General features: G+C 56.0%; 11 protein-coding genes. 3 read left to right on the top strand and 8 right to left on the bottom strand.

The features are described from left to right. Positions 1-3 precede the first annotated feature (3 nt). The 3 genes from QLQ17_RS04590 to moaA all read right to left on the bottom strand — a co-directional run bounded on the left by QLQ17_RS04590 (position 4) and on the right by moaA (position 3931). Positions 4-1245, bottom strand: coding sequence for a substrate-binding periplasmic protein (locus QLQ17_RS04590; protein ID WP_283208358.1), 1242 nt, complete (start codon positions 1243-1245; stop codon positions 4-6). An 84-nt stretch (positions 1246-1329) separates the two neighbouring features. Next, positions 1330-2862, bottom strand: a complete 1533-nt coding sequence (locus QLQ17_RS04595) for a cryptochrome/photolyase family protein (RefSeq protein ID WP_283208359.1) — start codon at positions 2860-2862, stop codon at positions 1330-1332. A 76-nt stretch (positions 2863-2938) separates the two neighbouring features. Next, complete coding sequence (gene moaA / locus QLQ17_RS04600) at positions 2939-3931, bottom strand: GTP 3',8-cyclase MoaA (RefSeq protein WP_283208360.1); 993 nt, start codon at positions 3929-3931, stop codon at positions 2939-2941. Between the two features lie 164 nt (positions 3932-4095). Here moaA and QLQ17_RS04605 point away from each other — a divergent pair, with 164 nt between their 5' ends. Next, complete coding sequence (locus QLQ17_RS04605) at positions 4096-4533, top strand: RrF2 family transcriptional regulator (protein WP_283208361.1); 438 nt, start codon at positions 4096-4098, stop codon at positions 4531-4533. Positions 4534-4647: 114 nt separating this feature from the next. Further along, positions 4648-6495: a sensor domain-containing diguanylate cyclase gene (locus QLQ17_RS04610; RefSeq protein WP_283208362.1), complete on the top strand. Its 1848-nt coding sequence runs from the start codon at positions 4648-4650 to the stop codon at positions 6493-6495. Here the strand turns inward: QLQ17_RS04610 and QLQ17_RS04615 are convergent. Further along, on the bottom strand, positions 6492-7583 hold the full coding sequence (locus QLQ17_RS04615) for a fatty acid desaturase family protein (RefSeq protein WP_283208363.1): 1092 nt from the start codon (positions 7581-7583) through the stop codon (positions 6492-6494). The two genes, QLQ17_RS04610 and QLQ17_RS04615, sit on opposite strands and share 4 nt — an antisense overlap. Positions 7584-7591: 8 nt before the next feature. Then, a complete protein-coding gene (locus QLQ17_RS04620) occupies positions 7592-8695 on the bottom strand; it encodes a ferredoxin reductase (protein WP_283208364.1) in 1104 nt (367 codons plus the stop codon). A 176-nt stretch (positions 8696-8871) separates the two neighbouring features. Between QLQ17_RS04620 and QLQ17_RS04625 the strand changes: the two genes are divergently transcribed. Continuing rightward, positions 8872-9492, top strand: a complete 621-nt coding sequence (locus QLQ17_RS04625) for a TetR family transcriptional regulator (RefSeq protein WP_283208365.1) — start codon at positions 8872-8874, stop codon at positions 9490-9492. Here the strand turns inward: QLQ17_RS04625 and QLQ17_RS04630 are convergent. Genes QLQ17_RS04630 through QLQ17_RS04640 form a run of 3 tightly spaced genes read right to left on the bottom strand, consistent with a single transcriptional unit; the run spans position 9489 to position 12285 of the window. Next, positions 9489-10865, bottom strand: a complete 1377-nt coding sequence (locus QLQ17_RS04630) for a GntP family permease (RefSeq protein ID WP_283208366.1) — start codon at positions 10863-10865, stop codon at positions 9489-9491. The genes QLQ17_RS04625 and QLQ17_RS04630 overlap by 4 nt on opposite strands. 44 nt (positions 10866-10909) lie before the next feature. Continuing rightward, a complete protein-coding gene (locus tag QLQ17_RS04635; RefSeq protein WP_283208367.1) occupies positions 10910-11503 on the bottom strand; it encodes an HD domain-containing protein in 594 nt (197 codons plus the stop codon). A gap of 11 nt (positions 11504-11514) precedes the next feature. Next, positions 11515-12285, bottom strand: coding sequence for a class II aldolase/adducin family protein (locus QLQ17_RS04640; protein WP_283208368.1), 771 nt, complete (start codon positions 12283-12285; stop codon positions 11515-11517). Positions 12286-12377 lie beyond the last annotated feature (92 nt).

Here is a 12377-nt window from a genome sequence, read left to right on the forward strand (position 1 = left end):
CGATCAGGGAGAGGGCGCCCCGGTCAGGTGCGGGACGTGTTGCTCACCGGTCAGTGCCTTTTCCGCGTCCAAACCGATTGCCAGCACACCGACCGGAATCCAGCGGCCTTTGACCAGTATGGGCAAACTGACCGTTACCTGGAATCTGCCGGTGGATGCATCGTAGCGTATCGGCGATACATACAGGTTGCGGGTCTCTGTTCGGATGTGACTTTCGAACTTGGGTTCGTCGCCTTGCCAGAAATCCGAGGTCAGCTGACTCATCGCCACGAGTGCCCCTATGCTGTTTGTCAGCATGACCTCAGTTACCAGTGAACCTTGTTCCTCCTGCCAGTTGCGAAGCACGGTCGAGGCGGGTGTTTCGGCCACGCGCCTGGCCATGTTTGAATGGGTGTCAGGGGCCAGCACCTGCCATTGGGCATCCAGGTTAAGAATTTCCGCCAGGCTGGAAGTCTGGGGGCCCTCAGCTATCGCATCCGGCAATGAAATGCGTTTCTCGAGGCTCTGAAACAGATCGTAAGCGCGCCCTCGAATCTGCGCGGATTCCGCCGCATCAAGCATAAAAGTGCCGTTAATGCAGCCTGCAATCTGCTCATTGAAACGACGAATGAACGCGGGGTGCTTGCTGACGAATGGGAGGCTCATATATAGATGCAGAGGAACATAGCGCAGGAATTCGATGGTCAGGTCCTGAGTGTTATCCAGTGAATGCAGCACGCGCCGGTCCATCAGGGCGTGATCAATTCGCTTGCGTTTCAGAAGATTGATGAGTTGCTGTGACGTGCGAACTGTCAGGTAAATGGCTTTGCCATTCGCGAGAAGCCAGGCTTCTTCATTGCTTCCGCTAACAGCGCCAATGCGAGGGGTGTTCGGCAAGGCATCACCGGAGCGCGAGACCAGATACCACTTCTCGAGGGAGATGGGGTCAGTGCGGGTTGCAATCAGGTCCAGGGACGTAGAGGGGTCTACCGCAAAGTAACCGTCAATCGTGTTATTCCGCAAAAACTCGATTGCCCTGCGAGGAGGAACGGCCTTGACGCTGGCGGTCATGCCGATTCGTTGAGTTGCACAGCGCACCGTATTGACCGTCAAACCGTGCACGGTACTCTGGCCCTCCGACAGCTCATCAACGATCTGATAAGGTGGGGCGGGAAACGTGAGCAGATTAATGACATCTGCTTTTATCGGGGCTGCCAGCATAAAGGCCGCTAACGCGGCCAGTACAGTGGCTCTGATCTGTTCCATGGCTCCGAAGCTATCCTAAACCGATTGTCAGCCAATCGCTTATTTAAGAGTAGCAGTAAACCAGCATTCTGGATTCGCAGTTGATTAAATACTGTTCAGGTTGGCCAGCAGATGTTCCGCCCGTTTCAACAAGCCCTCGCGTCTGTCTGGATCTTGTTTGTCCCAGTTTTTGTACATCATCCCCATGCGTGGATTGTTGGCAAAGTCATCCCGGTGGCGGTCGATAAAATGCCAGTAAAGCGCGTTGAAAGGACAGGCGTCCTCTTCTGTGGACTTGTTCACTTTGTAATGGCAGTTGGCACAGTGGTCTGACATGCGCTGAATATACTTGCCGCTCGCGGCGTAGGGTTTGGAGCCCAGGTAGCCGCCATCAGCGTGCATCACCATACCCAGCACGTTCGGCAGTTCTACCCAGTCGTACGCATCGGCATAGACGGCCAGATACCAGTCGCAGATCTCCTCGGGTTTGACGCCCGCCAGCAGGGCGAAGTTTCCCGTCACCATCAGCCGCTGAATATGATGGGCATAGGCGTTGCGACGGGTAGCGTCAATGGCTTTGTGCATGCAGCGCATTCTGGTGTCGCCCGTCCAGTAGAACCAGGGCAAGGCGCCGGTATTGCCAAGCCGGTTCTCTTTCGCGTAGTCCGGCATGGTCATCCAGTAAATGCCGCGCACAAACTCCCGCCAACCCAGAATTTGCCGGATAAACCCTTCCACCGCGTTGATCGGCGCTTGGCCGGCGTACCACGCCTGGGCGGCGGCTTCACAAACGGACAACGGATCCAGTAAACCGCAATTGATGTAGGGGGACAGGATCGAATGGAACAGCCAGTCTTCCTCGTCAGACATGGCATCCTGAAAATCGCCGAAACAAGGAAGTGCGAAATCCATAAAGTGCGCGAGGGCCCGTTCCGCGTCTTCAGAAGTCACCGCAAAATGGAAGTCTTCGGTGGTACCAAAATGGTCCGGGAAATGCTCGTTGACCAGTTCAATCACGTCGTTGGTGACCGGATCGGGTTCAACGCGAAAGGGCGCGGGCGCGGAGGGTTTCCCGGTCCATTTTCGGCGGTTGTCGGCGTCGAAGTTCCACTCGCCTCCCTCCGGTTTGCCTTCTGACGTCATCAGCAGGCCGGTTTTGCGGCGCATCTCGCGGTAAAAAAACTCCATGCGCAATTGCTTACGGCCTTCGGCCCAGTCCAGAAATTCCTGCTTGCTGGCGATGAAGCGGGTATCCGTGCGGATCTCGACTGGAACACCCAGGGATTCGTGCCATTGGCTGATTTGTTCGTGAAGTCGCCATTCACCGCATTCGGTAGTGATGACTCGTTCTGAGCCCTGCTCACGTAAATGGCTGGCAATCACTGCTTCCAGGGATTGTGCGGCATTGTCGGGATGATAAGCCTGGTAATGCACCGTCCAGCCTTTGTCTTCCAGTCGCTGGGCAAAGTGCCGCATGGCGCTGAACAGCAGTACGAGCTTTTTCTTGTGATGGTTGGTGTAACTGGCTTCGTCGTGAACCTCGGCCATGACGATCTGGTCAGATTTCGGATCGGCGCCTTCCAGGGCACTTATATCCGCAGTTAACTGGTCGCCGAGAATCAGAATCAGGTTTGCCATGGCGGGTCGGTCACTCTTCTGACTGTCGTCTGTTTGTTTGGACAACGACAGGGGATGCGAATCTATTTCCTCGCGTTTAACCGCCGGTCATATTCATGAATCGGAGGATCTGAACATCGCCATCTGACGAGAAATGATGCCTTTCCGGTTTCAGGTCCATGGCGCCTATGATGGTGTCGCGAAGCTTTTCGTCACTTTCCGGGTAAGCCCTCAGCACATCTCGCAAATCCACCGAATGCTCATTACCCAGACACAGCAGAAGACGGCCTTCCACTGTTACGCGCACGCGATTGCAGGTAGAGCAGAAGTTGTGGGAATGGGGTGAAATGAAACCTACCCGGGTTTGGCTGTCTGGCATCCGGTAGTAGCGGGCCGGGCCACCGGAATCTTCCGTTGTAGGCAGGAGTTCGTGGTGTTTCGTAATGATTTGTCGCACTTCGTCGCTGGTGCAGAGTACTTCGCCGCGGTCGTGCTCCGAGATTTCGCCCAGCGGCATTTCCTCGATAAAGGTAATATCGATGCCTTTTCGACGGGCAAACTCCACCAGTTCGGGCACCTGATCATCATTGCCGCCTTTCATCACCACGGTGTTGAGCTTGATGCCATCAAAACCAGCATCAAGGGCAGCATCAATGCCCTCCAGTACCCGTTTCAATTCACCGGTTCGGGTAATACTCCGGAAGTGGTCGGCGTCCAGCGAATCCAGGCTGATGTTCAGTCGTTTTAGCCCGGCTCGTCGCAGCTTGTCTGCCATGGTGGCCAACTGGCTGCCGTTGGTGGTCATGGCGAAATCTCGCAGCCCCAACGTGCCGATTTCACCCACCAGATCCAGAATGCCCCGGCGCACCAGTGGCTCGCCACCGGTCAGTCGAATCTTTTCGGTGCCGAGAGAGACAAAGGTGCGCGCAACCCTGGCGATTTCTTCCAGGCTCAGAATCTGCTGGCGAGGCAAAAACGTCATGTCTTCTGCCATGCAGTACACGCAACGAAAATCGCAGCGATCCGTTACAGACAGGCGCACATAGTTAACGGTGCGTCCAAAACGGTCTGTCAGCTTCGAGGTAGTCATAGGCTGTCATCATTTAATGTCGACTGTCGTCAGTGTGGCACACCAAACATATTGAAGACCATGGATCGTGAGACGACAAGAGAACCGACTGTGTCGTCAATTCGTATCAATTTTAAATTCCCTGGGTTCCTTTTACGACGACTGAAAGGTTTCGGAGTACTTTAATGCACATAACCCGCTATACCGATTATTCATTAAGAGTTTTGGTGTATCTCGCCAGCCAGGGAGACGAGCTGTCGACCATTCAGCAAATCAGTGAAAGTTATGACATATCTCGCAATCACCTGATGAAGGTGGTCCACCAGCTGAACAAAAAGGGTTATATCGAAACCGTTCGAGGCAAGAAAGGTGGCATGAGGCTGAGACTGTCACCCGCCGACATCAACATTGGCGTGCTGATACGGGAAACCGAGAACGAGCTGGGGGTTGTTGAGTGTCTGACCGGCAACAACTCTTGCCGTATTGCTCCGGTGTGCGGGTTGAAGGGTATGTTCAGTGAAGCCATGCAGGCCTTCCTTGAGACCCTGGATAAATACACGCTGGCGGATGTCATTCCGAGCGCGCACCGTCCCCAATTGTTGAGGCTGTTGCAGGTCAACTGATTGCCAAATTAATTACTGCAAATCGGTGACACCTTTCGCGGGCACCGCGCCTTTTACTGGGTTAGACTAAAGTTTGCACCATCAACAACAATAATCCGGTTCAAGAGGCGCTTTTTGCTTCGTTTCAATCTGATTTTGGCTTTCTGCCTTTTGCTAGTGGGAGGGATTGCCAACGCCAACAGTCCGATTAAGGACTCGCGTCCTGTCGTATTGCAGGAGGCCAGCGAGCGGGTGAACATTTCCCGCAATCTTTCTTATTTTGAAGACGCCGCTGACCAATACGCCATCGAAGACATTGTTTCCCAGTGGCCTTCCATCGCCAACTTTGAACGCCCGGACCAGGCCCACAATTTCGGCTTCTCCGAGTCCCCCTATTGGTTTCACACCCGGCTTCACAATCGCGATGGCCCTTCAACCGACTGGGTTCTTGAAGGTATGTATTCGATCATCGATAGAGTGGATCTCTACGTGGTTCGGAGCAGCGGAGACATTGAGCATTATGTCGCGGGTGACGCGATCAAGTTCGACAGCCGGGGTCGCAAACATCACAACATTAACTTCCGTCTTGATCTTGAGCAGGGCGAAACCGTTGATCTGTTTTTCCGGGTAGAGACCACAGGGTCTGTCATGATGCCGCTGTTGCTGTGGACCAACGAAGCGTTCAGCGGTGCCGACCACCAGGAACGTTTTGTGTTCGGGCTTTATTATGGACTGTTGTTGTGCATGGCAGTGTTTAACCTGCTGATTTTCCTGTCTACTCGTGATTCAAACTACCTTTGGTACGTCTCATATATTGTGTTTTACGGTCTGTTGCAGTTGACGGTGAACGGGCTTGCATTCGAGCACCTATGGCCGGAAATGGGCTGGTGGAACAATCGCGCTATCTCTTTCTTTATTGCCATGGGGATGTTCAGCATCCTTGGTTTCTCGCGGTCGTTCCTGTTGCTTCAGGAAAACGTACCCTGGCTGAACAGGGTCATTGTGACTGTGATGGCCTTTTTCCCTTTCATGGCTGTTGCTGCTTTGGCCTACCCTGACTACGGGCCGGTCATCAGGATTACCACTTTTGTGGCGTCGGTTTCGGTTCTGTTTATTCTCGCTGGCGGCCTGATCACGCTGTATCAGGGTTTCCGGCCAGCGCGGTATTTCATGATTGCCTGGTCGGCGTTGCTGGCTGGCATGATGTTGTACACCCTCAAGACCTTTGGCCTGCTGCCCGCTAACTTCTTGACCGAGTACGCCATTCAGATCGGATCTGCGTTTGAGGCCGTTCTGCTGTCTCTGGCGATGGCGGCCAGGTTAAGGCTGCTGATGCTGGAAAACCAGAGGATTCAGGAAGAGATGAATCTTCAGTTAGAGCAGCGAGTGTCTGAGCGAACCTCTGAACTGGAAGTGGTGAACAGAAAACTGGAAGCGCTCAGTGCCACGGACGGGCTGACAGGCCTTTACAACCGACGCTTCTTCGATGAACGGCTGGACCTGGAAGTCGGCCGCTCCAGCAGAAACGGACCGCTGTCGCTGCTAATGATTGATGTAGATCTGTTCAAGCCACTGAACGATACCCACGGCCATTTGGCCGGAGATAGTTGCCTGAGAAAAATCGCAAGCGTTATTGCCGAGGGCGTGTCTCGCAGAGCCGACGTGGTCGCGCGATACGGGGGCGAGGAATTTGCCGTTATTCTGCCTGATACCGGATCCGAGGGTGCAAAGAACCGGGCAGAGGCCATTCGTAAAAGCGTGGCCGACAACCTGAATTTCTTCTGGAGCGGCCAGGCCATCGACGTCACGGTGAGTGTCGGGGTTGCAACGGTGGCCCCGGGTGGGCGTATCGACGCAGATGACATGATCGATGTTGCCGATAGAGCGTTGTACGACGCCAAGCAGGAGGGACGCAACACGGTGGTTTACCGTGAATGCATCCCTGAGGTGCCTCCCGGGGCTGCCCAGATTTCACCCGTCTAGGCGGCAGCCTCACTGAAACCGGGCAGCACGCGCTGGCGCACACGGTCCGGCAGAGAGAAGCCGATGATGCGCTTCAGCACGGTTCCATACTGTTTGGCAAAGCTTCCAGTGTTGTAGTGAATGCCATGTTTTTCGCATACCGCCTGAACCTTTTCCGAAATCTCCGGGTAACGGTGAGCTGGTAGATCCGGAAACACGTGGTGTTCAATCTGATAGCTCAAGTGCCCACTCAGCAGGTGAACCCAACGACTACCGGTGAAGTTGCTCGAGCCGGTCAGCTGGCGCAGATACCAGTGCCCTTTGCTTTCACCCTCGCACTCCTCTTCGGTGAAGGTTTCCGCATCCTGGGTGAAGTGACCGCAGAAAATAACGTTGGACGACCACAGGTTGCGCATCAGGTTCGCACTGACGTTACCAGCCAATACGATGGGCGCCACCGGCAGAGTGACCAGTGGAAAGAAAAGGTAGTCCTTGAAGGCCTGCCGTCCGCCTTTACGAAGGAAGTCTTTCAGGAACGGGCGCTTGTCTTTCAGTGATATTTCGCGGTGACGGAGTCTCTCTGCTTCAAGTTCATGCAGCCCCACGCCCCACTGGAAAAACACGCTCAGCAGCACGTAATTGACGAACTGCAAAAGATGCGCCGGCCGCCAGCGGTTATCGTCGCTCAACCGCAACAGCGCATAGCCGTAATCGCGGTCCTTGCCAATGATGTTGGTGTAGGTGTGATGTTCGTAGTTGTGGGTGCGGCGCCAGGAATCCCCGGTACAGACGGTGTCCCACTCATACGTCTGGGAGTTCAGGGACGGGTCGTTCATCCAGTCGTACTGACCGTGCATCACGTTGTGGCCGATTTCCATGTTCTCAATGATTTTAGACAGGCCCAGTGACGTGGTCGCTGCGAGAAATACCGGTGGGATAAAGCCAAAGGGCATCATGACCCGGCCACCGATTTCCAGGCCCCGATGCAGTCGCACAATGCGGCGGATATAGTTTGCGTCCCGCTCGCCAAGATCCGCCACCACCTGGTCGCGAATCTGATCAAGATCCTGTTGCAGTTCGTTCAGTTGGGCTTCATTCAAATGTTTCATAAAGCCTCCTATAGATCGATTGCGACCGTGCCTGCAGGCACGGATACGCAAAGTTGAATGGTTTCTTCGCCGGAGCCGGATGCCTTCCCGGTCAGACGATTCACGACGGTGCCTCTGGATTTGCGGCAGCTGCACTGATGGCAGATGCCCATGCGGCAACCGTGTTTGGGAGATAGCCCGGAAGCTTCGGCGATATCCAGCAACGATGCATCGCCGGAGGATTCAGCCTGGGTGCCGGTGTTCGAAAACTGCACCTCGCCGCCGAGAGAATCGGTATTCAGCATTACTGAAGGCGCCGAGAAAAACGTGCGATGAATCTGGTCTTCCGGCACGTTCCGGCGATAAAGCAGCTTGTCAGCCAGATCCATCAGGCCGGTTGGGCCGCACAAATAGCATCGACGTGCGCTGATGCCTGGTACCTCATCAAGCTGGCGGTCATTCAGACGATGATCCTGTCCCGGTTCTTCCGTTGGGTAGATGCGGACAGTCAGCGCCGGCCACTTGTCCGTGAGCGATCTGAGCCGGTCTGCAGCAATGACGTCGCGATGGGTGCGCACGTAATACAACAGTGTCACTGGCGCTTGAAATTGCGATTCCGCCATTGTTTCCAGATGACTCAACACCGGCGTGATACCGCTGCCGCCTGCGATGTAGAGCGTTGGTTCTGCTATGGGGGGCAGATCGAAATCGCCGAAGGCCTCGCTCAGGCTGATGGTGCGGCCAGGGTGCAGGTTGTCGTGCATCCAGCCGGTCGCCAGCCCACCGTTTACCCGCTTGACGGTCACTGAAACGGTGCCGTCGCGCCGCCATTGAGCCGGTGTACTGGAAAGGGTAAATGTCCGTGTTCTACGGACACCCTGAATGTCCATGGACAGGGCCACATGTTGCCCCGCGCGAAAGCCTTTCCAGCGGCTGGCCGGTTGCAGCAGGAAGGTTTTCGTGTCCGAGGTTTCTGGTAGAACTGAGACGACACGGGCGCGGATGGTCTGTTGCGCCAGAAGGGGGTCGATACGTTCCAGCAGCGGGTCAAAGAATGCCGCAGGGTCGTTACGATTAAATAACTGGCGTCCGAGCCAGTGCAGTGCCTGTGATGTCTGAAGCTGAGCAAGCATGGTGGTCTCCTTTGCTCTTGTGTACAACTGTTCACATCTGTGTACGACTGTACACATGGCTCAGTGGTGACGCAATCAGGCAATGTGGGTTGGCCTGTAATGACAAGTCTGGTTATTTTTCGGCGCGCATTGTGTACACTCGTGTTCTTTCAGAGTGGACAGGTTAAAGGCAGTCAATGGCGGACAAACCCAGGCCCAAACCCGGTGAAACCCGGGAAAAACTGATGGAAGCTGCGCTCGCGCTGGTTGGAAAGGGGCGGCATTTTGCGAGTCTCGGTATCCGTGAGGTAACCCGTCAGGCCGGCGTGGTGCCCACCTCGTTCTACCGACACTTTCGAAACATGGACGACCTCGGCCTGCAACTGGTGGATGAGCTCGGCCTGGTGCTGAGACGCATGATGCGCGACGCCCGGTCGAACGTGCTGCAGGCGGACAAGTTGATTGACGAATCGGTGGGCATCTTTATCAGCCACGCCCAGAACAACCGAAGCTACTTCACCTTTATGGCCCAGGGGCTGGCCGGTGAAAGCCGGGCAGTGCAGGAAGGAATTCGCAGTGAAATGCGGTACTTTGCCAGTGAGCTGGCCAACGACCTTCGCAGGTTACGCGTGGTCGAGCACCTGAATGACGCTGATTTGGAGATGACCTGTGATCTGGTTGTTCGAAGCGTAGCCTTCAGCCTGACCGACGTGCTGGGCATTGCGCCGGACGACGACTATCAGGTGGATCAGGTGAGAAAGCGCACCGCGCGCTTTTTGCAGCTGATCTTTGTGGGCGCCGCGAACTGGAATCGCTAGAGCACGGAGACCAGTCCGATCGCCAGCAGCGTGGCAATCACCGGAATGGCGACCGTCACCACGAAGATGTCTTTGTAAGCCTCTTTGTGCTTCAAACCCATGATGGTCAGCATGGCGATCACGGCGCCGCAATGGGGTAGTGAATCAATGCCGCCGGAGCCCAGAGTGGCGATCCGGTGGAGGGTTTCTGGTTCCACGCCCATTTGCAGATAATTCTCAGCAAACGTTTGCATAAAGATCTGCAACCCACCAGATCCTGAGCCCACGATGGCCGATACCACACTGACCGACGCGAACACCGACAGCAGCGGCGGTAGCGGCAGATCCAGCACCCACTGGGCAAAGCTGTTGAAGCCCTCAGTCTGCGTCACCACACTCCCGAAGCCGATAACCGCGGCAGTATTCAGTAGCGGCATGATCGCGTCGTTAGCGCCAGCACCCAGGCTCTCCATGGCTTTGGCTCGAAAGTCGGCAAAGAGCAGCACGCAGCTGCCTGCCCCAATCATCAGGGCAAAGCTGGGCCACAGAATCGGTTCGTTGCCGGCAAACGCAATCAGCGGGCCGATGCCCGCTGTCTCTTCACTGGCAATGCCCAGCGCCGTGAGCAGGCGGGGCAGAATGATCGTCCCCAGAACCAGAGCCAGCGGGATGATGCTGGCCTTCCAGGGCGGGCCATGTTGCAGGGCCGGGGCCAGATTTTCCATGGCCTTGTCCTGATCGTTCACCTGGTATCCCTCGCCATTGGCGCGGGCTTTGGTCCATTGGCGTTCCAGATAGACCATGCCAAGGACGAACATCACGGCCGCTGCGGTCAGGCCAATCAAGGCGCCTGCGAACAGGTCGGTACCGAGTGACGTGGCCGCGATGACGTTATGAATCGACGGCGTGCCCGGCAACGCGGTCATGGTGAACGTGCCGGCGCCCAGGGCCGTTGCACCACAGAAAAGCCGTTTGGGAAGGTTGGCCTCGCGCATCAGCGCCACGCCCAGCGGGTACATGGTAAAGATCACCACAAAGACGACGACACCGCCATACGTCAGCAGCGCGCAGACCAGCATGGTGATCAGGATGGTGCGCTTGGCCCCCAGACTTCGCGTGATGGCGCTGGCGATCGATCCGGCGGCCCCGCTGGAGGCCATCATCTTGCCGAAGATGGCGCCGGTCAGAAACAGCACGAAGAACTTGCCGGCGAAGCTGAACGCGCCAAGTGGCCCGAACGGAAAGTGCTCCAGCAGGGCGGCTGAAAAGCCCATGCCGTTGGTGATGGCCACCACCAGGCTGGCTACAAGGGCGGCTACAAGAATGTTGACGCCCCGCAGGGCCATGATGATGAGCAGGACCAGACCGGCCATAAGGCCGAGGTTTGCAAGCATAAACGCGTTCCGTTGTTGTTATTGGGTCCGAAAAGCCAGGGGCGTCACATGACGCCTTCTGCCTCCTTGTACAGTGAACGAACGGGCTTTGCGAAGACTTTCCGCAGCATGGGTTCGAAATAGGACAGCGGCAGCGTTTCACCGTCCGGATCAAATGCGGGGGAATCGTATTTGCTCACAAATTCGATGGTGCGCATGAAGTGGGGGCTGTCCTTGTACTGGTTGCGCAGGTCGCGATCCATGCCCAGGTAATGGAAGAAATAATAGCCCTGGAAAATCGCGTGATGCTTGACCATCCAGTGGTTGGCCTCGCTGACAAACGGTTCTAGCAGCACTGCCGCCACGTCGGCATGGTTGTAGGATCCCAGTGTATCGCCGATGTCGTGCAACAGGGCGCAGACCACGTATTCATCGTCCTTGCCGTCCCGGTGCGCCAGGGTTGCGGTTTGCAGGCAGTGGGTCAGCCGATCCACGGGAAAGCCTCCGAAATCGCCTTTCAGCAGCATCAGGTGGTCCATGATGCGGTCCGGCAGGCCCCGGGCAAATTCGCCAAAATTTTTGGCGATGATTTGCCAGTCTTCTTTCGTGCCGTCCTTCATGTGGGTGAAGGTCGCATGCTCAGCAGTTGCTTGGCTCATGATGGCGCTCCTTAATCTCGAAAACTGTTGTCAATGCGGTCCAGCTTGCGCAGCAGTCCTGGCCACGCCAAGTGACCGCCCAGGCCTTTGGTGACTTGCGCTGCCTGCTGTTGCATGGTTTCCACGATGCCAGCTGGCACCGGGGTGAGGGGCTGGTTGCCGGCAAGGGCACGCACCTGGATTTCGCAGGAGCGCTGCAGGATAAACATGCTCAGGAATGCGTCGGCGATACTGGCACCGGTTGTCAGCAACCCGTGATTCCGCAGAATCATGAAGTTGGCATCGCCCAGATCTTTCTGCAGGCGCGCTTTTTCATCTTCACGCAGGGCAACGCCCTCATAGTCGTGGTAAGACATGCTCGACAGAGCAAACAGGCTTTGTTGCGACAGCGGCAGCAAACCTTCCTGCTGGGCCGACACGGCAATGCCATCGGTGGTGTGCAGGTGCATCACGCAGGCCGCGTCGTCCCGTACGGCGTGAATGGCGCTGTGAATGGTGAACCCCGCCGGATTCACGTCGAAATCGTCCGGGTTCAGCTTGTTGCCTTCCTGATCAATGCGCACCAGGCTGGAGGCGGTGATTTCTTCGAACATCATGCCGTAGGGGTTGATCAGAAAATGGTGTTCATCGCCGGGAATGCGGGCGGAAATGTGCGTGAAAACCAGGTCATCCCAGCCATACAGGGCAACCAGACGGTAGGCGGCAGCCAGATCAACGCGCAGTTGCCATTCTTCCTCACTGACCTCACCTTTTTTGGATGGAATAGAAAGCAGGCCGGGCATAAGACACCTCATGTCATTGTTGATGTTGTAAGGAGGGGGCGATCAGAGCAGCAGTCCTGCAGCTCAGACATCGCCACTTCAATATAGTCAAG

This window comes from Marinobacter sp. CHS3-4, from assembly GCF_030053415.1.
Lineage (GTDB): Bacteria > Pseudomonadota > Gammaproteobacteria > Pseudomonadales > Oleiphilaceae > Marinobacter.